At 69.9% G+C, this 26,486-nt stretch carries 26 protein-coding genes and 1 tRNA gene; 10 read left to right on the top strand and 17 right to left on the bottom strand.

Features of this window, described 5'->3' with window-relative positions; all coding sequences use genetic code 11:
* Positions 1-64 precede the first annotated feature (64 nt).
* A complete protein-coding gene (locus OHA21_RS37315) occupies positions 65-817 on the top strand; it encodes a dienelactone hydrolase family protein (RefSeq protein ID WP_328463206.1) in 753 nt (250 codons plus the stop codon).
* Here the strand turns inward: OHA21_RS37315 and OHA21_RS37310 are convergent.
* From OHA21_RS37310 to OHA21_RS37250, 13 genes are all read right to left on the bottom strand, one after another.
* Positions 810-1,241 carry a VOC family protein gene (locus OHA21_RS37310; protein WP_328463204.1) on the bottom strand — a complete coding sequence of 144 codons (432 nt, stop codon included), beginning with the start codon at positions 1,239-1,241 and terminating at the stop codon, positions 810-812. The two genes, OHA21_RS37315 and OHA21_RS37310, sit on opposite strands and share 8 nt — an antisense overlap.
* Before the next feature lie 37 nt (positions 1,242-1,278).
* Positions 1,279-1,629 carry a hypothetical protein gene (locus OHA21_RS37305; protein ID WP_328463202.1) on the bottom strand — a complete coding sequence of 117 codons (351 nt, stop codon included), beginning with the start codon at positions 1,627-1,629 and terminating at the stop codon, positions 1,279-1,281.
* Between the two features lie 3 nt (positions 1,630-1,632).
* Complete coding sequence (locus OHA21_RS37300) at positions 1,633-3,234, bottom strand: polysaccharide deacetylase family protein (protein WP_328463200.1); 1,602 nt, start codon at positions 3,232-3,234, stop codon at positions 1,633-1,635.
* On the bottom strand, positions 3,234-4,424 hold the full coding sequence (gene wecB, locus OHA21_RS37295) for a non-hydrolyzing UDP-N-acetylglucosamine 2-epimerase (protein ID WP_328463199.1): 1,191 nt from the start codon (positions 4,422-4,424) through the stop codon (positions 3,234-3,236). The genes OHA21_RS37300 and wecB overlap by 1 nt, the downstream gene beginning before the upstream one ends.
* A 50-nt stretch (positions 4,425-4,474) precedes the next feature.
* Entirely contained in the window at positions 4,475-5,797 is a 1,323-nt protein-coding gene (locus tag OHA21_RS37290) for a glycosyltransferase family 2 protein (protein WP_328463197.1), read from the bottom strand.
* Positions 5,798-6,162: 365 nt separating this feature from the next.
* Positions 6,163-7,209 carry a hypothetical protein gene (locus OHA21_RS37285; protein ID WP_328463195.1) on the bottom strand — a complete coding sequence of 349 codons (1,047 nt, stop codon included), beginning with the start codon at positions 7,207-7,209 and terminating at the stop codon, positions 6,163-6,165.
* Between the two features lie 96 nt (positions 7,210-7,305).
* Entirely contained in the window at positions 7,306-7,935 is a 630-nt protein-coding gene (locus tag OHA21_RS37280; RefSeq protein WP_328463193.1) for a GTP-binding protein, read from the bottom strand.
* The gene (locus OHA21_RS37275; RefSeq protein WP_328463191.1) at positions 7,913-8,374 is read right to left on the bottom strand and encodes a DUF742 domain-containing protein; all 462 of its coding nucleotides are present in this window, start codon (positions 8,372-8,374) and stop codon (positions 7,913-7,915) included. Before OHA21_RS37275 ends, OHA21_RS37280 begins: the two co-directional genes overlap by 23 nt.
* Complete coding sequence (locus tag OHA21_RS37270; RefSeq protein ID WP_188120236.1) at positions 8,371-8,817, bottom strand: roadblock/LC7 domain-containing protein; 447 nt, start codon at positions 8,815-8,817, stop codon at positions 8,371-8,373. The genes OHA21_RS37275 and OHA21_RS37270 overlap by 4 nt, the downstream gene beginning before the upstream one ends.
* Positions 8,814-11,948, bottom strand: coding sequence for a sensor histidine kinase (locus tag OHA21_RS37265; RefSeq protein ID WP_328463184.1), 3,135 nt, complete (start codon positions 11,946-11,948; stop codon positions 8,814-8,816). Before OHA21_RS37265 ends, OHA21_RS37270 begins: the two co-directional genes overlap by 4 nt.
* Entirely contained in the window at positions 11,935-13,059 is a 1,125-nt protein-coding gene (locus tag OHA21_RS37260; RefSeq protein WP_328463182.1) for a hypothetical protein, read from the bottom strand. The genes OHA21_RS37265 and OHA21_RS37260 overlap by 14 nt, the downstream gene beginning before the upstream one ends.
* A 494-nt stretch (positions 13,060-13,553) precedes the next feature.
* Positions 13,554-15,224: a DUF885 domain-containing protein gene (locus tag OHA21_RS37255; RefSeq protein WP_328463180.1), complete on the bottom strand. Its 1,671-nt coding sequence runs from the start codon at positions 15,222-15,224 to the stop codon at positions 13,554-13,556.
* Positions 15,225-15,234: 10 nt separating this feature from the next.
* Positions 15,235-16,302 (bottom strand): PHP domain-containing protein, encoded by a 1,068-nt coding sequence (locus tag OHA21_RS37250; protein ID WP_328463178.1) that lies wholly within the window; start codon positions 16,300-16,302, stop codon positions 15,235-15,237.
* A 31-nt stretch (positions 16,303-16,333) separates the two neighbouring features.
* On the opposite strand from OHA21_RS37250, the gene mtnA reads away from it, so the two are divergent.
* Positions 16,334-17,296, top strand: coding sequence for an S-methyl-5-thioribose-1-phosphate isomerase (gene mtnA, locus OHA21_RS37245; protein WP_328463176.1), 963 nt, complete (start codon positions 16,334-16,336; stop codon positions 17,294-17,296).
* Here mtnA and OHA21_RS37240 read toward each other — a convergent pair.
* Together OHA21_RS37240 and OHA21_RS37235 are read right to left on the bottom strand one after the other, a co-directional pair.
* Positions 17,293-17,865 (bottom strand): DinB family protein, encoded by a 573-nt coding sequence (locus tag OHA21_RS37240; protein ID WP_328463174.1) that lies wholly within the window; start codon positions 17,863-17,865, stop codon positions 17,293-17,295. The genes mtnA and OHA21_RS37240 overlap by 4 nt on opposite strands.
* A 49-nt stretch (positions 17,866-17,914) precedes the next feature.
* Positions 17,915-18,895, bottom strand: a complete 981-nt coding sequence (locus OHA21_RS37235) for a prephenate dehydrogenase (RefSeq protein WP_328463172.1) — start codon at positions 18,893-18,895, stop codon at positions 17,915-17,917.
* 124 nt (positions 18,896-19,019) lie between these two features.
* Between OHA21_RS37235 and OHA21_RS37230 the strand changes: the two genes are divergently transcribed.
* On the top strand, positions 19,020-19,172 hold the full coding sequence (locus OHA21_RS37230) for a hypothetical protein (RefSeq protein WP_328463170.1): 153 nt from the start codon (positions 19,020-19,022) through the stop codon (positions 19,170-19,172).
* Between the two features lie 55 nt (positions 19,173-19,227).
* Here the strand turns inward: OHA21_RS37230 and OHA21_RS37225 are convergent, their stop codons facing one another.
* Positions 19,228-19,968 carry a M23 family metallopeptidase gene (locus OHA21_RS37225; protein ID WP_328463168.1) on the bottom strand — a complete coding sequence of 247 codons (741 nt, stop codon included), beginning with the start codon at positions 19,966-19,968 and terminating at the stop codon, positions 19,228-19,230.
* Between the two features lie 100 nt (positions 19,969-20,068).
* Here OHA21_RS37225 and OHA21_RS37220 point away from each other — a divergent pair, with 100 nt between their 5' ends.
* The 3 genes from OHA21_RS37220 (at position 20,069) to OHA21_RS37210 (ending at position 21,841) form a co-directional block, all read left to right on the top strand.
* On the top strand, positions 20,069-20,473 hold the full coding sequence (locus OHA21_RS37220; RefSeq protein ID WP_328463166.1) for a hypothetical protein: 405 nt from the start codon (positions 20,069-20,071) through the stop codon (positions 20,471-20,473).
* Positions 20,474-20,888: 415 nt separating this feature from the next.
* Positions 20,889-21,395: a tRNA adenosine deaminase-associated protein gene (locus OHA21_RS37215; RefSeq protein ID WP_328463164.1), complete on the top strand. Its 507-nt coding sequence runs from the start codon at positions 20,889-20,891 to the stop codon at positions 21,393-21,395.
* Positions 21,392-21,841 (top strand): nucleoside deaminase, encoded by a 450-nt coding sequence (locus tag OHA21_RS37210; RefSeq protein WP_442874952.1) that lies wholly within the window; start codon positions 21,392-21,394, stop codon positions 21,839-21,841. The genes OHA21_RS37215 and OHA21_RS37210 overlap by 4 nt, the downstream gene beginning before the upstream one ends.
* A 138-nt stretch (positions 21,842-21,979) precedes the next feature.
* Here the strand turns inward: OHA21_RS37210 and deoD are convergent, their stop codons facing one another.
* A complete protein-coding gene (deoD, locus tag OHA21_RS37205) occupies positions 21,980-22,726 on the bottom strand; it encodes a purine-nucleoside phosphorylase (protein ID WP_328463162.1) in 747 nt (248 codons plus the stop codon).
* Between the two features lie 115 nt (positions 22,727-22,841).
* Here deoD and OHA21_RS37200 point away from each other — a divergent pair.
* The 4 genes from OHA21_RS37200 to OHA21_RS37185 all read left to right on the top strand — a co-directional run bounded on the left by OHA21_RS37200 (position 22,842) and on the right by OHA21_RS37185 (position 26,385).
* A tRNA-Ser gene (locus tag OHA21_RS37200) sits at positions 22,842-22,931 on the top strand.
* 355 nt (positions 22,932-23,286) lie between these two features.
* The gene (locus OHA21_RS37195) at positions 23,287-23,496 is read left to right on the top strand and encodes a hypothetical protein (RefSeq protein WP_328463160.1); all 210 of its coding nucleotides are present in this window, start codon (positions 23,287-23,289) and stop codon (positions 23,494-23,496) included.
* Between the two features lie 247 nt (positions 23,497-23,743).
* Positions 23,744-24,085: an STAS domain-containing protein gene (locus OHA21_RS37190; protein ID WP_328463158.1), complete on the top strand. Its 342-nt coding sequence runs from the start codon at positions 23,744-23,746 to the stop codon at positions 24,083-24,085.
* Positions 24,086-24,180: 95 nt separating this feature from the next.
* A complete protein-coding gene (locus OHA21_RS37185) occupies positions 24,181-26,385 on the top strand; it encodes a hypothetical protein (RefSeq protein WP_328463156.1) in 2,205 nt (734 codons plus the stop codon).
* The last annotated feature ends 101 nt before the right edge of the window (positions 26,386-26,486 follow it).

Here is a 26,486-nt window from a genome sequence, read left to right as displayed (position 1 = left end):
AAGATCCAATGCCCGCGATGCTACGGTCCGACGGATCTTCCCGGATGGCACAGGAGGTGCGGTAATGCAGCGAACCGAGATCGACGTCCCGGCGGCGGACGGCACCGCGGATGCGTACTTCGTCCGGCCGGACGGGAGCGGGCCGTTCCCGGGCCTGGTCATGTTCATGGATGTCTTCGGGTTGCGGCCGCGGATCCGGGAGATGGCCGACCGGGTCGCCGAACGCGGGTACGCGGTGCTCGTACCCAATCTGTTCTATCGCGGCGCCCGGAGCCCGCTGGTGGAACCGGCCGAACTGACTGATGGCGCGCGGCGCGGCGCGGCTTTTCAGCGGCTGGCGCCGCTGATGCCGGCGCTGGCCGCCGGGGTGGCCGCCGACACCGCTGCCTACCTGGACTTCCTTGCCGCGCAGGAGGGTGTCGCGCCGGGACCGGCCGGCCTGTTCGGTTACTGCATGGGTGGCCGAAATGCCCTGGTCGCCGCGATCGCCCAGCCCGAGCGGGTCGCCCTGGTCGCCAGCTTCCATGCCGGTGGGGTGGTGACCGACCAGCCGGACAGCCCGCATCTGGGGGTCGCCGCGCTCACCGGAGAGGTCTATTTCGGACATGCCGACAACGACGGCTCGATGACGCCGGACCAGATCAAGGCCCTCGAGTCGGCTCTCGACGCGGCCGGCGTCACCTACACCTCGGAGCTGTACGAAGGGGCGCCGCACGGCTTCACGATGGCGGACACCGCGATGTACCACCCGGCGGGCGAGGAGCGGCACTGGCAGGCGCTCTTCGCCCTGCTGGACCGGGCGCTCCCGGTCAGCTGATGCAGAACTCGTTGCCCTCGGGGTCGGCCATCGTCAGCCACTTCTGCGGACCCTGACTGCCGTCCCAGAGATAGGTGGCGCCGCGGGCGATCAGGCGGTCCCGCACGGCCTCCTGGTCCTCGCCGCCGAGCCGCAGGTCGAGGTGCATCCGGTTCTTCACCGTCTTCTCCTCGGGCACCCACTGGAACAGGATGCGTGGCGCGCCGGGCAGATCATCCGGGTGCCGGATGGCCTGCCCGGCGCGCCACACCAGAGCGCCGTTGTGCCGCAGGGTGTCCGCCTCGGTGGCGAACCCCTTGGCGATCATCTCCTTGATGAAGTTCTCGTCCTGCGGCTCGAGCCGCCAGCCGAGGGTCTCCGCCCACCAGTCGGCGAGCTTGTGCGGTTCCGGGGAATCGATCGCGATCTGGAACTCGTAGGCCATGTCCGCACGCTACCGAGGAAAGCGGACAGAAATCGGCCTAGTTCGCGTAGAGGTCGGGGAAATAGCGGTCGATCGCGGTCACGTCGTACACATGCCGGACCTCGGTGATCTTCTGATCCGCGACCGCGAGGAACTCGACCATCCGGGCCGTTCCGAATGGCGCGACGAGGTCGTAGATCAGCGCGGCGCCGTCGACCGCATCGGTACGCGCGACCACGCTGACCCCGTCCGCGAAGGCGGCGACCCGGTGCAGCACCTGCAGCAGTTCCTCGTCGTCGACCGGGGCGTCGAGGTTCCACTCCGTCTCGACGTCCGGGGTGAGCAGCTGCCGGGCCGCGGGCAGGTCGTCCGCCGTCCACGATTTGACCCAGAAATCCACTACGTCCATGACTCAGCCGTTGAGCATGGTGTCGGCGCTGACGAACGTGTAGCCGGCGCCCTTGATGCCGCTGACCAGGTCCTTCAGGTGGTCGGTGCCGAGGTACGGGTGGTAGAAGCAGCTGGCCACGCCGTCCCGGACGACCAGGTTCCGCTTCGCCGAGGCGACCAGGTCGGCGGGCAGCCGGACCGGGTGGTTGTTGAACGCCTCCGGCTCGACGTTGCCGATGTTCTCCGGGATCACGACCGAGCCATACACGTCCCGCACGGTGTACGGGAAGAACTGTCCGAACTGGCGCTTGTAGTCGTACTTCGCGCCGGTCAGCACGCCGGGGAAGTAGAGGCCGCGCTCGTACCGCTTGCCGAACAGATTGTGCGCTGCCTGGTAGTCCGCCGGGCTGGCCGCGTAGTGCGGGAACTCGAAGATCTTCGGCGCGCCCAGGCCGGCCGCGACGAAGAGCGCGCCGGACGTGACCATGCGGCTCGTCGCCCAGGCGACCGAGTCACCGGGCACCGGACCGTCGTAGATCACGTAGTCCTTGTCGTCGACGTGCGCCGAGTAGAACTCGAAGTCGTTGCCGCTCGTGCCGTCATACGGGTTCGCCACCGAGTTGAACTGGTGGGTGTATCCGTGCATGAGCAGCGTGCCGCCCTTGGCCTTCATGTACTTCAGGGCGGACACCACCGCCGGCTTCTTGAGCAGGGTGTAGTCCTCGCCGCCCTTCGGGTCCCGGTAACGCGGGTAGACGGCGACGCTGAACGGGACCTTCTCCGCGTACAGGTAGTCGGCGATCGCCCTGAGCTGCTCCGGGTCGGCGTCCGGGCCGACGTCCTCGAGACGGATCAGGGCGCGGTGCCGCTCGGCGGCCTTGCTGCCCAGCACGTCGAAGAGCAGGTCGGCGAGGATCAGGTAGCGGTCGTCGTGGCCGACGTAGGAGAACGGGATCTCGCCGATGTAGGTGAGGTTGCCCGACTTCACCGCCCACGGGAAGGTGGTGCCGTCCGGGCGTACCGCGCTGGCCAGCGTGGTCACCTTGGCGGTGTCGCTGATCGGCAGGTTCATGATGCCGGCTTTGTTGTCCGCGCTGCGCGTCAGCCGACGGCCCTTGTACTCCACCTCGGCGACGTCGGCCAGGTCGAACGTGCCGCTGGTGAACCCGTACTTCGCCGCGAAACCCGACGAAGCGGCGAGCTGCCAGATGTTGTCGTAGATCCAGAGCACCGGCTTGGTGGTGGCCAGCACGTCGGTCAGGAACGCGTCCGGCAGCGGCTCGTCGTAGGTCGAACCGACGTAGATCACCGCGGTGTACGCCTTCAGGTCACCGGCCTTGTACTTGGCCACCGGCGCCGCGGTCCACGTGCCGAAGTGCGAGGCGAGGTTCGCGGTCTGGGTGGCGTAGACCTCGCCGAGCCAGCCGTACTCGCTCGTGGTGTCGTACAGGACCAGGGTCTTCGCGGTGCCGCCGCCGGGCGCGGCTTTGCCGGTCTTCGTCGTGCTGGGCGTGGTGTTGCTCGCGGCGTCCGCCTCGACGGTGGTCAGCGCCACGGCCGTGACCGCGGCGGCCGAGACGCCGGCGGCGAGCAGGGTACGGCGGGAGATCTTCGCGGTACGCATCAGGCAACGGCTCCAGACGTGAGGGCGGTGTTCTGGGTGACGGGCATGGCGTCGGGGAACGAGGCGAGACCGAGCAGCGCGGCGGTGGCCTGGGCGGTGCGCCGGGCGGCGAGACCGTCGCCGTACGGGTTGCCGCCGGCGGTCATCCCGTCCCGGCGCACCCGGCTGTCCAGCAGCGCGGACGCCTCCCGGACGATCGTCTCGGTGTCCGAGCCGACCAGCTTGGCGCAGCCGGCGTGCAGCGACTCGACCCGCTCGGTGACGTCCCGCAGGACCAGGGCCGGCACCCGGAACGACGGCGCCTCCTCCTGGATCCCGCCCGAGTCGGTGAGCACCAGGTAGGCCTCGGAGAGAAGACGGGACAGATCCGGGTACGGCAGCGGGTCGGTGACCGTCACCCGTTCCACACCGGACAGCGCTGTGTCGACCTGGTCGCGGACCGCCGGGTTCGGGTGGCTCGGCAGAACCACCTCGATGTCCGGATATTTCTGGATCAGCTCCTTGACCGCGGCGAGGATCCGGTCGAGCGGCTCACCCCACGACTCCCGCCGGTGAGCGGTGACCAGGACCAGCCGGTTGGTGCTCGTGCTCTCGTTCCGGCCGGCCAGCGCAGGATTCTCGAACGGCAGCTTCTGGCCGGCCACCGCCAGGGTCGCGTCGACGACGGTGTTGCCGGTGATCAGCACATCGGCGGGGTTGATCTTCTCGTCCAGCAGGTTCATCGCGGCCAGCGGCGTGGGCGCCAGATGCAGCGAGGCGACCTGGGCGACCAGCCGGCGGTTGCCCTCCTCCGGGAACGGCGACTCCAGGTCACCGGAGCGCAGACCGGCCTCCAGGTGGACGACCGGGATGCGGCGCCAGAACGCGGCCAGCGCGCCGGCCAGGCTCGTCGTGGTGTCACCCTGCACGATCACGGCGGCGGGGGTGCGTACCGACCAGAGCTCGTCCAGCTCCCGGACCATCGCGGTGAGCAGCTCGGCCTGGCTGCCGGTGTTCCGGTCGACCTGCAGCGTGATGTCCGGCGCGAGGCCGAAGGCGGCGAGCGCCTGGGTGACCATCGTCGGGTGCTGCCCGCTGGCCAGCAGGATCGGCTCGAGTAGTCCGGCCTCCCGCATCGCGAGGGCGACCGGAGCGAGCTTGACGGCCTCGGGGCGGGTGCCGCCGATGAGGTGAACTTCGCGCAGAGACATGGGGGAGCCTTCTGTTCCGGGGGGAGGGGTGGGGAGTTGCGCCTGCGGGATCAGGCGGCGAGCGGTTCTTCGACGAGCCGCTCGGTCTTGGCCCAGGACTGCCGGCCGCTGGCCTGCCGGCCGAGCGCGCGGTAGGTGGCGGCCAGACCGAGGATCAAGAATGCGGGGTACGCGAGAGCCGCGATCAACATGCGCGGCATGCCCTCGTCGCCGCGCTTGTGCTTGTGCACCAGCGCCCAGAGCAGGCCGGGGAACGTCGTCACCGCGATCCACACGGCGACGCTCTCGGCGAGGGCGACCCAGGTCGGCAGGAACGGGACCGGCTGCCCGATCAGCAGGCCGATCGCTCCGGTCAGGGTCATCGTGGCCAGGCCGACGGTGACCATCGCGTTCGCCCACGGGGAGAGCAGGTAGTGCAGCATCTCGACCAGTGCGGTCCGGGCGATCCGCGGCGACGAGAAGAGCCGGCCGAGGTAGCGGGCGCACTGCATGTTGCCCTGCGCCCAGCGGGTCCGCTGCCGGGTCAGCCGGCGGACGTCGACGACCGCCTGCTGGGTGACCGAGGCGCGCGAGGTGTACCGGATCGAGACGCCGCCGAGGTGCATCCGCAGGCCGAGCTCGAGGTCCTCGACCAGGCAACTGGACCACGGCGCCGGGCCGAGCGCCAGCAGCGTGGAGAGCCGGCTGAACTGGCCGTTGCCGCCGAGCCCGACGGTGTCCAGGGCGTCCCGCATGTTCTGGCAGGCGTCCACGATCGCGCCGAACTCCAGGTCCTGCACCGCGCCGAGCAGCTTGTTGCGGTTGCGGATCCGGACCTGCACCTGGACCGCGCCGACCTTGGTGTCGCGCATCAGCCGGTTGACCTCGACCAGGATGTTCTCGCTGCCCTGGCCGTCGCCGTCGATGATGCCGAGCACCACCCGGTCCGGGCGGACACCGGCCTCCGCGGTCTGCTGGGCGATGTAGCGGTACGCGGCGTTCAGCGCCTCGCCCTTGCCCTGCCGCGCCTCGGGCAGCTCGCGGCGCATCACGTGCAGGCGCGGGTGGTCGATCGCGGCGAGCACCTCGGGGGTGCGGTCGTCGGATCCGTCGTCGACCACGAGGACCCGGGCCAGCGTGCCGGACGGCCCGCGCAGGCCGAGCGCCGCGTTGACCGTGTTGGCGACGACGGCCTCCTCGTTGAGGGCCGGGACGATGATCCAGAAGTGCTCGGGCCGGCCGTCGCCGCCGGCCACTGCCCGGTTGACGACCTTGGCGCGGTGGGTGCCGACGTAGCGGACCGCGAACCACACCAGGATCACCGTGGAGATCGGCCAGGCCAGCAGGACCGCGTAGCCGGCGACTGCTATGAGCCAGCTTTCCGATGCGCTCATCGGTGCCCTCCCCCGGCCTGGTCACTGTTCGTGATGTCCGTCGAGCTTGTTGAGCTGCTCTCTTGGACGTAATAGGACATTAGGGAACTACCGAGCGTGACTCAAGGGGTGCCATCGGAACGGGGCCGGATGTTGACCAAAAGGGCTAACCCAGACATCTCAGACTGCGCTGAGCTGGCGAAACCGGACGCGATACGCCCGATTCGCGGGATTCGAGACTGATCTCGCGCCGCATTCTCGTGATTGCGCTGAGTAATTTCCGCTCTGGCGGGCGAGGGGTGAACAAAGCGCACGCTGAGTAGTCGAGCGGTGACGCGCATGCAACAGCCGCCCGCGTTGGCGGGCGGCTGGAGGGAGGTGCCGGGTCAGGCCGGTGGGTTGTCGAGCAGCGTCGGGTCGTCGCGCAGCATCGCGGCCAGGCGGCGGGCCGCCATCTCGGTCTCCTCGGGTCGCTCGACCTGTAGAGGGATCGGCTGCGCCAGTGGCTCGGGGAAGCCGGGCTGCGGCTCCGGGAAGTCGGGCTGCGGCTCGGCGTGCTGTGCCGGGAACGGCATGGGCTCCGGCGCCTGATGAGCAGCGGTCGACGGCGCGGCCGGTTCCGGGTGCTGGTGGGCGTTGAACGACGGCGCGGCCGGCTCCGGGTGCTGGTGGGCGTTGAACGACGGTGCGGCCGGCTCGGGGTACTGCGGAGTGAAGGGCGGTGCCGAGTGCTGGCGGGGTGGCTCGGCGTAGGGCGGTGGGGGTGGGGGCGGCGTCTGCGCGTACGGATGAGGGATCGGGGGTGGCGGGGTAGCCGCGAAGGGATGCGCAGCATGCCGCGCGGGATCGACACCGGCCTGCTCCGCGGTCGCGCCGTTGGCCGAACGCATGCGGGCCGCGAGATCGTCGCGGCTGGTCTCGCCCGGGTGATGACCGTAGGCCGGCTCCGGAGCGGGATAGCCGTAACCGTGCGCGGGCGAGACGGGTGGCTCCGGCGCCGACGGATAGGCGGGCGACACGAACGGGCGCTCGGCGGTCGGCGGCTCCGCGTACTCGAAGTCGGTGGGACCGAAACGGTCCTGATCGTCGTGGCTGCCCCGGGGCGGCTCGGCCACCACCGGCTCGTCTTCCTCGACCTCGATCTCGAAGTCGGCGTGCTTCGGCGCCGCCTCGGTGGCCCGGGCCGCGACCGCGTGATCGGCGCTGACCTGCACGACACCGTCGAGCTGGGCGAAATGCAGCAACGTCGGATCGCCGGCGCCCTCGACGCCGACCGTGACGTTCAACTCCGGATAGCGGGAGACCACTGCCGCGATGGCCTCGACCAGCTCGGTCACCGCCGGCGGTGTGCCGGGGGACTCTCCGGCGGCGCGGCGCCTCAGCTCGTCCCGCCGGGCGAGCTTGTCGAGCGCGTCGTCCAATCCGCCTCGCACGTCACCGTCCTCTTTCTCACGCGGTCGCCCGGTACCCCTACTCTGCCCTCAGCGAGGCAGGTTTGGAAACTTTCACCGGGCGACCGGCACGACACCCTACGACGACTTCATCCGGATCGCCTTGTCGAGTGCCTGGTCCAGCACCACCAGCAACGCGTCCCGGACGGATCCACGGAACCGGGCGTCGAAGGAGATGACCGGGACATCCTCACGGACGGCGAGCGCCCAGCGCACCTCGTCGATGCTGTAGCTCAGCTGCCCGTTGAAGGTGTTGATACCGACCACGAACGGCAGGCCGGCCCGCTCGAAGTAGTCGACCGCCGGATAGCAGTCGTCGATCCGGTTGGTGTCGACCACGACGAGCGCTCCGAGGGCACCCTTGACCAGGTCGTCCCACATGAAGGCGAACCGGGTCTGGCCCGGCGTGCCGAAGATGTAGAGCTTCAGCGTCTGGTCGATGGTCAGCACGCCGAAGTCCATCGCGACGGTCGTACCGGTCTTCATGGTCGCCTGACCGGGGTCGTCGATACCCACCGACTCCGAGGTCATCTCGGCCTCGGTGGTCAGCGGCGCGATCTCGGAGATGGCGCCGACCGTCGTGGTCTTACCCACGCCGAAGCCACCGGCCACGATGATCTTTACCGGGACCGGCGCCTTCTTGGGCGCGGGGGCACCGGGTATGCGCGCGGTACCGACGACGCGGTTAGCTGATGGATCGAAGTCCACGGATCACTCGCATGATGGTCTCGGGGTCAGGTGTGTCGTTGTCCAGCACGTGGACGTCCAGTTGGCCGGCGGCCCGAAGGTCACCGACGAGGATTCGGCAGACCCCCAGATGGAGGCGCAACCGAGCGGAGATCTCAGCCACCGAGATCGGGCTCTCCTCGCAGAGAGCCACGATCGCCCTGGTTTCCGGAGACAACCGCGACGGGGGTGCACCGGGCACCACCGTCACCTGAGTTTCCATACCGATGTCGGGGTCTCCTCCATCGGTCCGCCCGGACGTGATGACGAACGGGCGCAGACTGTTGGTCGACTGCTCGACCGGCGGGTGTTCCCCGGTGGGGGTGTAGCCGCCGGTCGAGTGCTGCGGACCGGACTGCAGGAAGGGCCGGACTCCGGGGCGCGCCGGAGGTACCGGGTCGTCGGGGTCCGGGTAGGTCATTGCTGGACGGCGTTCTTCAGCTCGGCGATCAGGCGCGGGCTCAGGGCACCGCCGGCACGGGTCGCGAAGAGCGTCATCTCGTACGCCAGGGTGCCGAGGTTCGCGGACCGGTCGGCGATGACGCCGAGCACCGAGCCGGCGCTGATCGCCGTGACCAGCAGGTATCCGTCAGCCATGTCGATGATGACCCGGTTGAGGGCGCCCAGCCGGTACCAGCTGGCGGCACCGCCGGCGAGGCTGGTCAGACCGGAGACGACCGCCGCGAGACGCTCGGCGTTCGGCCGGTCCTTGATCGCCGACATGGCCATCAGGAGACCGTCGGAGGACACCGCAATGGCTTCGATCACGCCCGCGGTACCGGAGGTGAACGAGTCCAGCAGCCAGTTGAAGGTTTTGGCTTCGGCGCTGAGCTGACTTTGCGCGGTGGAGTAAGGGGAAGTCATCGCGGTTGTCCCTCGTGTTGTGGCTGACTTTCATTCAGTGCGAGTGCGACTCCGTACTCGAACTGATCCATCAGGGCTCGTGCGGCTTCCGGGTCCAGCTGGGCCGGGGCCGGCGGTGGAGTCGGGCGGTGCGGTTCGTCGCGCGGGAGGGTGGCTCCGGGTACGCGACGGGTCAGCGGGGAGCCGCCGGCCGGCGCGGGAGGAGCGGGCGGGGCCGCCTCCGGGGCCGGGGTGCTCCACTGCGGGGTGTTCCATTCGGCCTGTGCCGGTGCCGGGGTGTTCCATTCGGCCTGAGCCGGTGCCGGGGTGTTCCACTCGGGCTGGGCCGGTGCATTCCATTCGGCCTGTACCGGTGCCGGGGTGTTCCACTCGGCCTGGGCCGGGGCGGGGGTGCTCCAGTCGGGCGGGCTGACCGGGGCCGGCATCGACACGCTGGTGTCCGAGGCGTCCCACTGGGCCCGGCTGACACCGGCCTCGAAGGCGTCGAACGCGGCCCGTGCAGCGAGCGCGTCGTCCTGCGAGGGCGCGGCGGCGTGCTTCTGCGGTGCGGCCTCGGTCGGCAGCTGGCTGCCGGGCACCCGGCGGCGCAGCGGAGCAGCAGCGTTCCCACCGCGCTGCGGCGGGGCCTCCGGGGTGCGCTGCTGCGGGATGTGCGCCTCCGGCGGAGTTGCTGACGCCATCGGGGCCTCCACAGCGGGGACCGGAGCGTTCCACGAGGCCTGGACCGGCTCGTTGTTCCAGGTCGGGCCGGCCGACGGCGCGGACGGCAGCTCCGGCAGCGCGGCCGGGACCCGGCCCGCGACCGGCGTACCCATGTCGTAGCTGACCACCGGCTCCTGCGACGCACCCGCGTGCGGGTAGATCGGCGCGGCCGGCTCCTGGTACGCCGGACCCGGCGAGTAGACCGGCTCGGCGTCGTAGACCGGCTGACCCGCGTACGGGTCCTGGACCGGCTCGGCGACCGGAGCGGCCGACCCGAACGCGTTCCAGGAGTGGGTGGACTCCAGCGTCTGGGTGGCCCGGCTCAGCTTGTTCGGGTCGAACGGCTGCTGGCTGCCCGGCACCGAACGGACCCCGGCACTGGTGATCGCGACCTCGGTGGTGTTGCCGCGCAGGGCACCGGAGTAGGGAGCGCCGGAGTAGGGCGCACCGGAGTATGCGGGCGCCTGCTCCGGCGCCTGGATCTGCGGCACGGCCGGCGGAGCCGGGACGGCGGCCGGCGGAGCCGAGGGGTAACTCGGCGCCGGGGCCATCGCCAGGTTCTCCACCCGGTTGATCAGGTGCGACGGGTTGAGGTCGATCCAGGCGGTCAGACCACCGTCGGGGGTGTCGGTCAGCGTCACCTCGATGCCGTGCCGGCGGGCGAGCCGGCCGACCACGAAGAGACCGAGCACCTCGGTGGGGGCCAGGTCGAGACGCTCACGGCGGGTGAGCCGGGCGTTCTCCTCGGCCAGACGCTCGGGCGCGAGGCCCAGGCCGTGGTCGATGATCGCCAGGCGGGCGCCGCCACGAAGCTCGTCGGCGGTGACCGTGACGGTGGTGTGCGGCGGGGAGAACGAGGTGGAGTTCTCCAGCAGCTCGGCGAGGAGCAGCGTCAGGTCGGCCAGGATGGCCGGCACCACGACGATGTCCTCCGGCACGTCGACCTCGACACGCGTGTAGTCCTCGATCTCACCGAGGGCGAGACGTACGACGTCGGAGAGCGGCAGCGGCGCCATGTGCTCGTTCGCACCGGCGGCACCGGAGAGCACGACGAGCGCGGACGCGTTCCGGCGCAGACGGCTGGACATGTGGTCCAGTCGGTAGAGCTCGCGGAGGCGGTCGCTGTCGGTCTCGCGGCGCTCCAGGGAGTCGATCAGCGACAGCTGACGGCCGACCAGGTTCTGGGTACGCCGGCCGACGTGCCCGAACATCTGGGCGACGTTACGACGGCCGAGCACCTGCCGTTCCACCAGCCGGGCGGCGGTGGTCTGCACGCGGTCGAACGCGCGGGCCAGGTCACCGATCTCGTCCTGGGCCTCGACGTCGACCGGGTCGAGTCGAATCGGGCGGACCGCCGCCTCCTGCTCGTCGTCGGCCACGCGCTCCAGCTCGGCCTCGGCGGCACGGGCGATGCGGTCGGCCGAGACGGTCAGACGGCGCAGCGGCCGGGCGACCGCGCGGGCCATGAAGATGCTGAGCGTGATCACCAGGATGAGCAGCAGGAACGAGCCACCACCGATGAGGAACGCCTGGCGCAGCGCGCTCTCCCGGTTGTCGGTGACGGTGTTGTCCACGTCCTTGGCGACGCGCTTCTCGACGAAGCTACCGAGGATGGTCACCGACTCCAGGGACGGGAACAGCGTCCGGATCTCGAGGCCCTCCAGCGCCTTGGTCGGGTCCTTGGCGAGGGCGGTCTGGAAGTTCGTACCGACGCGGAAGACGAAGGCGTCCTGCGTGTTGATGTACAGCCGGTACTGCTGCTCGGTGAAGTACACCTCGGACGTCGTGATGATCGACTGGATCTGGCTGAACGTCGCGTTGAACTGGCTCAGCAGCAGAGCCGCGGCCTGCGGGTCCGCCGCGGACACGACGGCGGTGGCCAGGTAACAGGTCGCCTGGCTGATCAGGTCGTCGGAACGCATGGCGCGGTCGAGCGCGTACACCTGGCGGCCGACGCCGGTGGTCAGGTCGGCGCCCGTGGAGAGGCCGAGACCGTCGATGAGCGGCGTGATGGCATTGGTGAACTCGGTGACCAGCGTGACCGGATCGATCGCCTTGTTCAGCACGTTCTGCCGGGTGTTGTTCAGGGTGGCGGCCCGGCTGATCGCCCGGCTCAGCTCGTCGGGCAGGTTCTCGAGGTCGGCCAGCTCGGCGACCGCGTTGGCGGCCTCGGCGCTCTGCACCACGAGCCGGGGCCGGTCCACGAGGCTGAGGAGGTAACCGACCGAGAGCAGCCGCTCCTCCTGGAGCTCGATCAGTGCCGAGCTCACCTCGGTAGCCATCTGGACAGTGTCGGACGTGTTCTGGGCGTCACGGGCCGCGTCGATGCGCTCGAAGATGACCGGGATGCTCAGGCCCACGACGCCGAGCAGCGGTACGAGCACCAACAGGGCGAGTTTGCCCAGGATGCGGAACTTACCGAAGAGCACCGGAACGCTCCTGCCGACTAGCGCTGTCGCCGTAGCGGGGCATCTCCCCGTAGTTCGGCACGGGGTCGTACGGGCTGCCGCCGTAGGCGCCGCCGGCCGGGCCGGAACCGGTGTTGTCGCCCTGGACCGACACCTCGCGGCTGTCGTTCGCCGCAGCCGGCGCGCTGGTCTGGCGGCCCCGCGAGCGGGTCCAGAAGGTGGCGACCAGGATCAGCGCGACCGCGACACCGAGCAGCGCCCAGGCCTCGATCGTCCGGTAGGTCTGCTCGTCCGAACGGTCCTCGAGCAGGGTGTTCATCTCGGTCAGCACGGCGTTGGAGAGTGCGGCCAGCGCGGTGGTCAGGGTGCTCTGGGCGGTCACCATGGCCGAGACGTCCGGGACACCGCCGGCGAAGTTGGCGCCACGGTTGGCGGCTTCGACACCACGGCGGAACCGGTCCAGGTTCTGCACCAGGTTTCCGCTCAGCGTGGCGCTGTCGGTGTCGTTGGCGGCTTCCTGGAGGTTGTCGGTGAGCTCGGCGGCCGCCTCCTGCACGGCGAGAACCTCGTAGCCGAAGCGGGCGAACGTGGCGGGCTTCTGGCTCCGCTTCGCGGCGGCGTACATGTTCGCCAGGTCGCCCATGCGGCTCACCCGGGTCACCGTCTCCGGCATGTCGACCGCGACGGCCTGCTGGAGGAACCAGACGTCGCTCTCCGGGTCACGGTTGAGCGTGGAGTTCTCCCGGACCGTGGCGTAGAGCGCCAGGGCCAGGTCGGAGACCTCGACGTGTGCCTGGAAGATCTCCTCCGAGGTGCCGGTGACGCCGGGGAGACGGCCGATCTTCTCCTTCAGGCCGGCCCAGCGCTGCGAGGTGTCGAGGTCCTCACCGAGGCGCTCGTCGACTCCCTGCACGCGGGCGACGGCGGCGGTCAGCGAGGCCGGCTCCGCCGAGACGTTCTGCAGGGCCGATGACTGCGACTCGGCCAGCGAGGTGATCAGGCCACCGAGCGCGCCGAGGTACTCGACGCCCTGCTTCGCCAGATCTGTGTTGCTCCGCTGTTCCGAGGTCTCATTCAGGACACGCAGGAACAGGGCTGCGGTCGGCAGCACGACGAGGACCGTCAGCACCACCGCGAGAGCGGAGCGTAAACGGTTTCGCCGGCTGTTCACCGAGACTGACATTGCTTTCGTCCTCCGCCATGCACACGCGATGGGCCAATGGGGGGCTACGGAGAGTAGCCATGCGGGCGCACCGATCCGGGTCAATCTATCCGAGAAATCCTCAGAAAACCCCTTTCCAAGGGTCAGAGTTGTCTCGGCTGATCGGGGGATACGCGGCACTGCCGACTCGGCTGTACGAGTGCGGGGAGCCGGGGCTGAAGAGGGGAAGACCCAGTCCACGCGGGTATCGGAACTAAGTGACGAGCGCCGCGTGGATCGTATCCACACCCCGGGCGGGACGTGAATATGAGTTCTACTTCGGATTTGTTACATCTGGCCGGGCTCACATTAACGGAAAGTATTGGTGCGACTCCATTCCGAAACTTCATAGCGCTCAGTAACCGGATGAGCACAAAAAGAAAGGCCCCTCCGTCCCGGTTTGGGAGCGGAGGGGCCCGAATGACTTAAATCCTGGCCAGTGCCTTTCGGAGCGGATCGAGCCCCAGAGCGCCCAGGTTGAGGGCGTCCCGGTGGAACGTCTTGAGGTCGAAATCACTGCCTTTACGCTGCTTTGCCTCGTCCCGGGCCTGCAGCCAGATCCGCTCGCCGACCTTGTACGACGGCGCCTGCCCCGGCCAGCCCAGGTACCGCTTCCACTCGAAGCGCAGCACCTCCTCGGCCATCCGGGTGTGCGCCCGCAGGAACTCCCAGCCCAGCTCCGGTGTCCACCGGGCGCCCGGGTGGAAGCCGAACGGGTTGTCCCGCGGGATCTCCAGCTCCAGGTGCATGCCGATGTCGACGATCACCCGGGCCGCGCGGAGCGCCTGCCCGTCCAGCATGCCGAGCCGGTCGCCGGGGTCGGTGAGGTAGCCGAGGTCGTCCATCAGGCGTTCGGCGTACAGGGCCCAGCCCTCGCCGTGCCCGGAGCACCAGCAGAGCAGCCGCTGCCAGCGGTTCAGCGAGTCGGCGCGCAGCAGGGTCTGGCTGACCTGAAGGTGATGGCCGGGCACACCCTCGTGGTAGACGGTGGTGACCTCACGCCAGGTGGAGAAGGTGTCCTGGCCCTCCGGCACCGCCCACCACATCCGCCCGGGCCGGGAGAAGTCCTCGCTCGGGCCGGTGTAGTAGATGCCGCCGTCGCTGGTCGGGGTGAGGCAGCACTCCAGCTTCTGGGCCGGCGGCTCGATGTCGAAGTGGGTGCCGTTGAGCTCGGCGACGGCCCGGTCCGAGAGCGCCTGCATCCAGTCCCGGAACTGCTCCTTGCTGCCGATGTTGCGGGCCGGGTCGGCGTCGAGGGCGGCGACGGCCTGGTCGATCGAGGCGCCCGGGCCGGCGATCACGGCGGAGACCGCGCGCATCTCGCGCTCCAGCCGGTCCAGCTCCTCGAAACCCCAGAGGTACGTCTCCGTCTGATCGACCTTCGCGCCCAGGAAGTACTGAGAGGCGAGGGCGTACCGTTCCTCGCCGGCCGCCTCCTTCTCCCGGCCGCGGGGTGCCAGCTCGTCCCGCAGGAAGATGCCGAAGGCACTGGTGGCGGCGGTCGCCGCGGCCGCGCCCTGCCCGAGCTCGGCGGCGAGCGCGCCGGAGGCCTCGAGCCGGCCGGCCAGGGAACGGAAGAAGTCGTCGCGGCCCGGGTCGGTCCACGCGTCGCACTGCTCCGCCACGGCGAGCAGCTGGGCGCGGGCGCTGATCAGGCCGGAGTCCGCACCCTCCAGGAGGGTCCGGCGATACTGCTCCAGCGCGTCCGGGAAGGCGTTCAGCCGGGCCGCGATGTTGGCGACCGCTTCCTCGCCCTCGGTGGGCATCACGTCGAAGGCCATCCGCAGCCCGTGCAGGCCGCTGGAGATCACGCTGACGTCGGTGGCCGCGTAGCCGGCGTCGAACCGGGCCAGCTCCAGGCCGAGCCGCTCCAGCATGGCGTCCTTGGCCACCTGTTCGGACTCGTGCTCGGGATCGACCACGTCGAGGTCGTTGATGGTGCGGCGAAGCAGCTCCGCCTGGGCGGCGAAGCCTTCCGGGGAAAGGTCGTCGATCTTGTCGTCGTAGCCGGAGATGCCGACCGCGGTCGCGCCGGTCGGGTTGAGCTCGGCCCACTCGTCGACGTAGCGGTTGGCGAGTTCGTCAATTCGTCCCACCTCGCCGACCCTACGGGACAGCCGCGTGCGAACGGGTCCACTCCACCAGGCGTTCAGCCGGCCAGGTATTGACGATCTGTTCCTCCGGAACCCCGCAGAGCGCTGCCCGCTCGCATCCGAAGTCGAGCCAGTCCAGCTGACCCGGCGCGTGCGCGTCGGTGTCGATGCTGAACCGGCACCCGGCCTCCACCGCGACGGTGAGCATCCGCTTCGGCGGGTCCAGCCGGTCCGGCCGCGAGTTGATCTCGATGGCCTTGTCGTGTTCCAGGCATGCCTTGATCACCTGATCCAGGTCGAACGTGCTGGGCGGCCGGGTGCGGGCCCGGGAATGCGCCGCGTCGCCCTCGCCCTTCGCCGAGACCTTGCGGCCGGTCATGTGCCCGAGGATGTCCAGGTGCGGGTTGGCGATCGCGGTCACCATCCGCCGGGTCATCCGCGCCGACTCGTCGCGCAGCTTGCTGTGCACCGAGCCGACCACCACGTCGAGCCGCTCCAGCAGTTCGTCGCTCTGGTCCAGCGAACCGTCGTCGAGGATGTCCACCTCGATCCCGGTGAGGATGCGGAAGCCGTCCGGCAGGGCCGCGTTCAGCTTGTCGACGTGGTCGAGCTGGCGGCGCAGCCGGTCCGCGGTCAGACCGCGGGCCACGGTCAACCGGGGCGAGTGATCGGTCAGCACGAAGTACTCATGGCCGAGGTCGGCCGCGGCGAGGGCCATCTCCTCGATCGGCGAGCCGCCGTCGGACCAGTCGGAGTGCACGTGACAGTCGCCACGCAGGGCCGCGCGCAGGGTGGCGGCCGCGGCCGGCAGATCGGTGCCCTCGGTCGAGGCCAGCCGGCGCAGGTAGACCGGTTCCTCACCGGCCAGCGACTCGGTGACACAGCGCGCGGTCACCTCACCGACCCCGGCGAGCTTGGCCAGCGTGCCGGCCTCGGCCCGGGCGAGAAGCTCGTCGTGCGGGGTCCTGGCCACGGCCGCGGCCGCCGACCGGAACGCCTTCACCCGGTACGTCGCCTCGTTGGCCCGTTCCAGGAGGAACGCGATGCGCCGCAGATCGGCCACCGGATCACGGGAACTCATGGGTTCACCCTAAGCGCCTAGGCTGCATGGAATGCGAACGATCGACTGGGTGAACGACGCCATCGAGATCATCGATCAGACGGCATTGCCGGGCGAGCTGCGGGTGTCGCGGCTGCACACGGTGGGTGAGCTGATCGCGGCGATCCAGTCGCTGGCGGTGCGCGGCGCACCGGCACTGGGCGTGGCGGGCGCCTTCGGCGTGGCCTTGGCCGCCCGCGTACACATCGACGATCCGGCGGCGCTCGCGGTGGCCGTACGCAAGATTGAAAGTGCTCGCCCGACCGCGGTGAACCTGGCCCGTGGCACGCAGCGTGCCGCGGCGCGACTGCCGCACGGGCCGGAAGCGGTGCTGGCCGAGGCGTTCGCGATCCGGGACGAGGAGATCGCGGCGTCGGAGACGATGGCCTCCCGGGGCGCCTATCTGATCACCGAGCTGTGCGGGGCCGAGCCGCGGTTGCTCACCCACTGCAACACCGGCGGACTGGCCGCGGTGACGATCGGCACCGCGCTGGGCGTGGTCGGCGAGTTGCACCGCCGGCGGATGCTGGCCGGCGTGATCGCCAGCGAGACCCGGCCGCTGCTGCAGGGCGCCCGGCTCACCTCGTGGGAGCTGACGCGCTGGGGCATCGAGCACCGGGTCGCGGTCGACTCGGCCGGCCCGTTCCTGATGGCGCAGGGCGAGGTGGACGCGGTGATCCTGGGCGCCGACCGGATCTGCGCGAACGGCGACGTGATCAACAAGGTCGGGACCTACTCGCATGCCCTCGGCGCGCACCGGGCCGGGATTCCGTTCGTGGTCGTCGCGCCCGAATCCACGGTGGACCTGGACACGCCGTCCGGCGCGCAGGTGGAGATCGAGGACCGGGGTGCGGCCGAGGTCACCGCGTTCAGCGACGCGGTGAACCCGGCCTTCGACATCACCCCGCACGACCTGGTCACCGCGATCGTCACGGAACGCCGGGTGATCCGGGTGGATCAGGGCGAGCGGCCCTAACTCTCCTTCTTCCACGGCTTGAGCCAGGCGGTCTCCGGCCAGCCCTCGGCGGCGGCCATCAACGGGTACGCCGTGGCGCCGTCCACCGACTCGCGGACGATGTCGGCGTGCCCCGCGTGCCGGGCGGTCTCCTGGATCAGGTGCAGCAGCACCCAGCGCAGCGACCAGAAGTCCCGGTCGGTCGGGTTCCACGGCACCGAGTGGTCGATCGGCACCGGGTGGTCGAGGTCCGCGAGCTCCAGGACGGTCCGCTCGGTCGCCTCGGCGATCCGGTCGTACCGCTTGAAGACGTCGTCGATGCTCTCCCCGTCGACCAGGCCGAAGTTCGTCTCGTAGGCCTCGTAGTCCATCGGCTGCGGCTCGCCTCGCACGACGGTCATCCAGCTCTCCTCGGTGGTGGCGACGTGCTTGATCAGGCCGCCCACGCTCAGCGAGCTGGCGCTGGGCGTGGCCCGCAGCTGCTCGTCGGTGAGCCCGTAGGCGGTCAGTCTGAGCACGTAGCGCATCTGGGCGAGGTACGCGAGCAGGCCCTCCTGCTCGTTGGCGATCGGACCGACCTGACCGGGCATCGTGGGCTCCTTCGGTGGGCTTTCTCCGTCACCGTCCACGTTAGGCCGATTAGCGGTCACCTTCTGGCCGCAATGTTTCTACTTCTGGCCGCACTGCGACAACTTCGCTGTCGTCCACCGACGTCACCCAGCCACCGGCCCGGCCGAGCTCGAGCAGCCCCGGCAGCGACGCGGGCAGCTTCTCCGGCGTACCGGGCCGGGCCGGCCAGGCCCGCCGCAGCTCACCGGCGGTGTGCAGGGGCGGGATCAGCGCCGCCACCGGATCGTCCGCGGCCAGCAGCCCGTCCCACTCGGTCAGAGTCTCGATCAGCGACCGGAGCTCCCGCCGGACCGCGCCGGCGTTGCCGCCGCACATCGCGGCGATCAGTTCGGCGCGGGTGGCGGCCACCCGGGTGCCGTCCCGGAACGAGCCCGCCGCCAAGGCTCCGGCCAGCGGATTCGCGGCCAGTCGAGCCGACAGCGCGGCCGCGAACAGGTGCGGAACGTGGCTGATCTGCGCGACCGCGGTGTCATGTTCAGCAGCGGTCACCGGCACGACCCGGGCGCCGATGGCCGTGCACAGCCGGGCCAGCCGCAGCCAGTCGCCGAGGTCGGTCTCGTCCGGCTCCGGGCACAGCACCCACGCGCAGCCGGTGAACAGATCCGCTTCGGACGCCGCGAAACCCGAGGTCTCCTTGCCGGCCATCGGGTGGCCGCCGACGAAGCGGCGGACTCCGTGCCGGCTCATCAGGTCCCTGACGGGACCCTTCACCGAGGTCACATCGGTCACCAGGCCGGCATGTCCGTCCAGCTCAGCGAGCACTCGGGGGAGGACCGGGAGGGGTACGGCCAAAGCCGTCAACTCAGCGTCCCGGACCGCTTCGGTCACCGAGCCGGCGACCCGGTACCCGGCTTTCCGGGCCAGCTCCCGGGTGCTCGGGTCGGCGTCGAAACCGGTCACCTCGTACCCGGCCGCGGTCAGCGCTCGCAGCAGGGAGCCGCCGATGAGTCCCAGTCCGAGCACCGCGGTCCTCGCGGGGGAAGTCAGCACCGTTGGACTCTCCCATACCGGCGCGGATCGGCCGTTCGGACAATGCCGGGTCGGCCGTACCTTCTGCGCATTTAGTCCGTTTCGCGCCATCGGTCTGAGCGGGTTCGCGGCCTACGTTGATCACGTGACTCACCGGGGGAAAATCCGCAAGCTGGCCCTGCTCACCGTCGCCCTGCCCGGCGCCGCGGTCGCACTCTGCGCCGCCCTGCTCACCACAGGGCTGCTGCTCAGCGTCGCGATCGTGCTCGGAGTCGCGGGGATGCCGGCGCAGGTCTGAGGAGAACCGGGCGAGGCGGCATCCTATTCGGACGGGGATGCCGCCTTCAGCCCCCTCAGGCCTTGCAGTTCTTCGCCGCGGCCCACGCGGTCACCTCGGCGACCGGGCTCTTCTGACCGCCGTCCCGCCACGACTTCAGGTACTTCGCCGGCCAGATCACGCCGCGCCGCACCTTCCAGTCGCCGGTCTCCGCGCACGGCGGGGAGATGCCGTAGTGCACGTGGCAGACGTTGTTCGCGTTGCCGGTCTTGCCGACCTTGCCGAGCAGCTGCCCGGCGTCGACCCGGGTGCCGGCCTCGATGCCGTCCTGCACCTTGCTCAGGTGCGAGCCGTAATACCGCACACCGTCGTCGCCGAGGATCGACACCGACAGGCCGCCGTTCAGCGGACCGTCCGGCCGCCCCTTCACGTACGCGTCGGTGCGGCTCACCTCCAGCACCACGCCGCCGGTGGTCGCGACGAACCGCTCGCCACAGTCGGCGAACAGGTCGGTCGCCGGGTACTTGGAGTGGGTTGTGTGGAAGTCCACGTTCGAGGCGTCGACCGGGAAGACGTACTTCACCGTGACCGCCTTTGGCGCGGACTTCGAGGAAGCCGCCGGGGCGGGCGACGGCGCCTTCGCCGCGGGGGGCGGTGCGGCCGGCGCCGACTCGATGGCCTCGGGCGCGGCCGTCTCGGACGCCGGCTGCACGAACTGCGGCGTCGCGGCCGGGGAGCCCGCCGGGCCGGCCGCCCCGCAGCCGGCCAGGCAGGCCGCCGCGATGGTCAACCCCGAGACGGAACGTAGAAGGCGCACCGGGCCATCCTGACAGACGGGCGTAATGGTCGCAGGCCCGCAGTAAGCGCCGTGGTGTGGATACGCTGCAGGGAGAGGCGACGCGGAGAGGGGATCCGAGATGGCTGACCGGCAGGCTTCCTGGCCCGCGGCCGCCCCGCCGCCGCCCGGATACCTCCCGTCGAACCGGGCCGGCCAGCCGCAGCCCTCGTCCTTCCCCGGCCTTCCGCCCCGGCCCGTCTACCGCGAACCGCATCCGGTCTCGGCGCTTCCCGTGGTCAGCGGGCTCGCCGCCACGACCCTCTGGTTCGCGCTCTTCGGTGCGCTCGGGCACGACCTGGTGTCGTACGCGTGGTGGACCATCGTGGCCGCGATCAGCGCCTGGCTGATGGCCCTGGTGCTGACCCTGGTCGGCGACCGCGGAGTAGCCGTCGGCATCGCCGTCGCGAGTGGTGTCGGACTGTCCCTGGCATTGGGTTTCGTGACCCTTCGCTGGGTCGGAACTCTCGACTGGCCGCTGTGGTAGATCTCCGGTTCGCAGTGGAAACTGTCCGAGTTTGACCAGCACCTGGTGTGCCGGTTTCGTCGCCCTGGGCAGTGGGTCTGCCGAAGTGGCCATCGACCCTTGACGAACGTCGTACGGCTGGGCACTCTCGGCACCATGGCCCCCTCGCCACAACGGCTCGACCCGGATCGCTGCCGTCGTCGTCTGGAGTTGCTGGCGGCTCTCGCCCATGCCAAATCGGCGCGAGAGTCCGATCCGTCACAGCGTCTTCGCGGCATACGGCTGCGTGAGCTGATCGCCACCCGGCGTCGTCCGGTCAACTGAGATCCGCCGGGCCGGTCCGCGGCGGAAAACCTTGTTAGGCGTGGCGCAGTGCGCCCGCCCCCATACCCGCTACCGTCAGGCGCTGAGAGATAAGAGTCGCGTTGGGGGAATCGTGTCGATTTTCGCTGCCGCTGTCGCCCGGGGGAAGAACGGATGGACGGCGTCGGAGCTTGACCTTTCGGGACTGGCCGACATCGACGAGGTGGTGGATGCCCTTCGTGATGCCGAGCCGGACACCGACCTAGCGCTGTTGTTCGTCGAGAGTGACGACGAATACCTGGCCATCCTGCGCCTGGACGAGGGCGAGGACCTGCGGGTCTTCGGTTCGGACTCGGCCTTCGCGGAGGAGTCGCGGATCGGATCGGTGCTGCTCGGCGAGGTGGAGACACCGGCGCTGGGTATCGATGATCTGGCTGCCACGGACGACGAGGACAAACCGGCTGCCGAGCCGGACGCGGACCCGGTCGGCGACGCGGAACTGCTGGGCGACCTGGGCGTCAACGCCCAGCGGCTGCTCACCCTCTGTGGCATGGAGGGGATGCTGCCGTCCGACGTCACCGCGGAGATCTGCCAGCGGATCGGGTGCGGCGACGAGATGGAGGAGTTGCGCGAGGCGTGAACCGGCGGGACCGGCACGAGGAGTGGATGCGGCGGGCGATCGCCGTCGCATCCGCCTCGCCAGAGGACGTACCGGTCGGGGCGGTGCTGCTCGGCCCGGACGGCGCCGAGCTGGCCGCGGCCGGCAACGAGCGGGAGCTCAGCGGCGACCCGACGGCGCATGCCGAGGTGCTGGTGCTGCGCCGGGCCGCGGCGAAGCTCGGCACCTGGCGTCTCGACGGGTGCACGCTGGTCGTGACACTGGAACCGTGCACGATGTGCGCCGGCGCGCTGGTGCTCGCCCGGCTCTCCAGCGTGGTCTTCGGCGCATGGGAGCCGAAGACCGGGGCGGTCGGCTCACTCTGGGACGTGGTCCGCGACCGGCGACTCAACCACCGGCCGGAGGTCTACTCAGGTGTCCTGGAAAGCGAGTGCGCCGTGTTGCTCAGGGACTTTTTTGGTCGGTAGAACCTTCGAACCACGTAGTTTCCGGTGAGGGCGTAGTCACAGAGCACGCGCAAAACGCCGCCGGTGCGGAGGCAAGTGATTTCGCGACGCCCGCGGGGTTTGCGGGTGGCGGGAAATCACCTGCCTCCGCACCGGGTATCAGGCGTTTTGCCCGCGGAGCGAAGCGGAGCCGGCAGGCTCAGCGATCGCCGTGTCCAGGCCGATCCGCACCATGTTGCTGAAGCCCTGCTCACGCTGCGCCGAATCCATCGCCTCGCCGCGCTTGATGTGGTCGCTGACCGTGAGGATGGTCAGCGCCTTGGCGCCGTAGCGGGCGGCGATCGTGTAGATCGCGGCGGACTCCATCTCGACCGCGAGGACGCCGTAGTCGGCGAGCGAGTCGTAGAGGTCCGGGCGGTCGGTGTAGAAGGCGTCGGCGGCCAGGATCGGCCCGACCCGCATCGGTACGCCCTGCGCCTCGGCGGTCTCCACCGCGGTGCGCAGCAGCCCGAAGTCGGCGACGGGCGCGTAGTCGACCAGACCGTCGAAACGGGTCCGGTTCATGTTGGAGTCGGTCGCCGAACCGATCGCGGCGATCACGTCGCCCAGATTGAGGTCCATCGCGAGGGCGCCGCAGGAGCCGATCCGGATCAGCGACTTCACGCCGTACTCGTTGATCAGCTCGTGGGTGTAGATCGAGGCCGACGGCATGCCCATGCCGGAGCCCTGCACCGAGACCCGCTCGCCCTTCCAGGTGCCCGTGAAACCGAGCATCCCGCGGACCTGGGTGTAGCAGACCGCGTCCTCCAGGAACGTCTCGGCGATCCACTTCGCCCGCATCGGGTCGCCGGGCAGCAGCACCCGCTCGGCGATGTCGCCCGGCTTGCCACCGATGTGCACGCTCATGCCAGCTCTCCGTCTCGCTCGTTCATGCCGCCGATCTTGCCAGGTCAGGAGCATGGTGCGGGGTTATGGGTAACCCGGCGACAGGGAGCGCCGGGCGTCCGGTAACGTACTTCCCGGTGGTGTGTCCGAGTGGCCTAAGGAGCACGCCTCGAAAGCGTGTGAGGGTGCAAGCCCTCCGCGGGTTCAAATCCCGCCGCCACCGCCAGCAGAGAGCCCGGTCCGACGGACCGGGCTTTCTCGTTTTCCCTCTTGCTTTCTCCTGCCCCACCCGTCACGCTGTGTGCCTTCTGCTGCGGGGGGCCGCGCGTCGGAGCGGCGGCTAGTCCGTTCGGACGTTCTCCTTGATCAGCGCGCTTTGTGTAACGGTGGCGTTTCGTCGCAGGTCAGAGTGGGTGGCTACGGAATGTAGTGAATCTTGGACCGCCCAGCGACATAGGGTGTTGCGCAAGTCACGCAGCCGAAATACACCGGATCAGACAATGCGGTTCCGACCGGGCGGCGAGAAACTTTCACAGAATCACCCCACCCAGAAACGTCGATGTCTGTCCTAGATTTGACACGTGAGAGTTGAGCGACACTGGTGGAATGGGGACGTCCGACTTCAGCGCCGTGACGTCTACGTCCGCACGGACGGCGAAACCTGGGAGGTCGAAGCCCAGATGGGCGGCCCCGAGGGGAAGTCGAAAGTGCAGCAGTGCCCCGGCCGGGCGTCAGCAATGATCCTGGCCGACGCGTGGCGAGGTCCACGCTGGCGGTGGCGCGAGCTGTAGATCGCGCCAGGAGCCTCCCCCCAGGCTGCGCCGCAAATGCTTGGCTGTCTCGGCCAGCCTTTCTTGTGAACGGGTCGGATCCGCAGGGATCCGGCCCGTTCCGTGTCCGCACCCGCCGGACTTCGTTCTCCGGGTTATCCGTTTCGCGTGTGTGCCATCCGAAAAGCGACGCACGCACTGTCCGATGTGCGCGAAAGCTAGTGATCTAGCCTGGAATGCCCATCGACCGGATAGGAGGCGATCGCCCATGCGGGCCACAATCACCGATCACCGATCGGACGTCTCGGTGCTCCACCTGTGTGGGGAACTCGACGCCGACACCGCGAGCCAGCTGCATGCCACCCTGGCTGACCTGCTGGATCGTCCGGTTCCGCGGATCGTCGTGGACCTCACCGAGCTCAAGTTCTGCGATTCGGTGGGGCTGAGCGCCTTCATCACGAGCAAACAGGTGATCGCGGCGCGGGGCGGCTGGCTGAGCTTCGCCGGCGCCAACCCGTTCCTCGCCCAGTTGATGGAGACGGTTGGGCTGGGTCGCTACTTCGCGATCTTCCCCGAAGTGGACGATGCGATAGCGGCTGCCCAAATGTGACACCGAAACGGGACCGTCGCCGCCTCCGAACTCGTACTTCCTAGATAGTGGGAGGCTCGACGGCTCGGCGGCGGATCCTGGCAAGATCGACCGGCGTGAGGCGATGGGGCGCCGTTCTGCTGAGCGGCTTGATGATCCTGGTCGGTTTCTGGGCGGCCGGATCAGCCGCCTCGGCCGAGTCGTTCGACCCGGCGAACTGCGTCGCAGTGTCCGACCAGGGGCTGACCGCGGGGGCACACCGGGGGACGATCCCGGCCGCCGGTGTGACGGACTGCCTGGTCCTGCCCACGCCGGCCGGTGCACGGCTGGACATCTGGCTTCCGGCCTACTCCACGCTGGACGACGTGCTCGACGTCGACGTGGTCGACGCCGACGGCACTGTCCTCTGCCACGACTGGTGTGACCGGCTGACCGGTCCGACGCCCTACCGGATCCTGGTCTCGGCTTCGAAGGCCAGCGACTATCAGCTCACCGTGCAGCGGACCGACCAGATCGCCGGCTGCGCGGAACTGCCGCAGGGCGCCATCGGCACCACCGTCGGCGCGACCGCGACGTTCTCCGCGGCGCGGTTCGGCACCTGCTACGCCATCCCGCCGGACCGGCACGCCACCTCGGAGATCATCACGGCGGCGCCGGCCGGGCGGTCCGCGAGCAGCGTCTGGACCGCCGTGTACGACAGCACGGGCGAAGGCATCTGCGGCGGCTATCTGGAGTCCTTCGACGTGGCGGTCGCGCACTGCCGTCTCGCGGCGGGACAGGCGTACACGGTCGCGGTGGTCGGGCGGCCTCTGGACACGTCGTTCCGGATCAGCCGCAAGGACTCGAGCGCGGCGGGAGCCGACTGTCGTACCCCGGCATCGACCGTGGTGGGCGGCGCGCCGTCGGCCGACGACGTCACCGCTGTCGACGACGTCCACTGCTACCGGCTCACCGGCGGCGAGTCGGACTCCTTCTGGACGAGCGTGCGGGACGGCACCGTGGAATACGCGGTCTTCGACGCGGCAGGCCAGCAGGTGGCGGACTGCTCCCTCATGCACCCCTGCCGCCTGACCGGGTCGACCGAATACCGGGTGTTCGTCTGGCCGGCCAGTTCCACGCTGCCGAAGAGCTATCTGCTGGACACCTGGAAGCTCGGCCGGCCGGGACAGACACCGGCCGAGTGCCCGACCGTGGCGGATCCGGCCCGGCAGGCACCGATCACCGGAACCCTCGGCGGTACGAGCAACGCGGTCTGCCGCACCGTGCCGGTCGACGGCGGGACCAAGTTCCAGGTGCGGGTCACCGGTACGCCGTACGTCTACCTCTTCAACCACACCGGCCCGAGCAGCCAGACGGCCGGGTACTGCCGGCAGGACGGGGTGTGGAGCTGCGCGCTCACCGGTGTCCGGGGCGACGCGCTCCTGGTCATCTCGCCGCGGCGGACCAGCGCCGACGTGCCGTTCCGGGCCGAGTTCGACTGCGACCCCGCGCCGTGCGGTACCACGCCGTCGCCGGTCACCCTGACCGCGGTCGCACCGGCGTCCGCACCCAACAGCGGGCCGGTCACCCTGACTCTGACCGGCACCGGGTTCACGGCCGGGGACACGGTGCGCCTGACCCGGACCGGGTCGGCGGCGATCCCGGCGACCGTGACCGGCGTGTCCGACGACGGCACCCGGCTGACCGCGCAGGCGAACCTCACGTCGGTGGCGAGCGGCGTCTGGGGTGTCACGGCGGGGTCGGCCGGGCTGGCCAACGGGCTGACCGTGACGGCTGCGCCACTCAAGCTGGTCAAGGCGCCGGCGATCAGTGGCACGGTGCGGGTCGGCGCGACGGTTCGCGCGGTGGGCGCGGCCTGGAGCCCGGCGGCGGGCGCACTCGCCTACCGGTGGCGGGCCGACGGGGTGGCGATCAGAGGGGCTACCGGTTCGACGTACGCCATCCCTGCTGCTCTGCGCGGCAAGCGCCTATCCGTGACCGTTACCGCCAAGCTTGCCAACCGCGCTGACACCGCCGCGGCCTCGGCCGCGGTGGCGGTGGGCTACGGCGCGGCGCCGGCGGCGACCAAGAAGCCGAAGATCACCGGGACGGTAAAGGCCGGCAGGACAGTGAAGGTCTCGGTGGGCGCGTGGTCGCCCCGGGCGGACACCTATCGGTACGAGTGGCGCCTTAACGGCAAGGTCATCAAGGGCGCGACCGCCGCCTCGCTGAAACTCAAGAAGTCCTGGGCCGGCAAGAAGCTCACCGTGGTCGTGATCGCCAAGCGGGCCGGCCACTACGACGGGCGGGCTGTCGCGGCGGCTGTGAAGATCAAGCGCTAGACAGACGACGAGGGCCGGCTGCCGATCGGGCGCCGACCCTCGTCTGCACTGTTTTCGATCGCGAGAATACGAGACCGCGCAGCACGTCCCCACAGCGGGGC

This window comes from Actinoplanes sp. NBC_00393, from assembly GCF_036053395.1.
Taxonomy (GTDB): domain Bacteria; phylum Actinomycetota; class Actinomycetes; order Mycobacteriales; family Micromonosporaceae; genus Actinoplanes.
The sequence above is the reverse complement of the archived record's forward strand: the minus strand, read 5'-3'. Positions and strand labels throughout refer to the sequence as shown.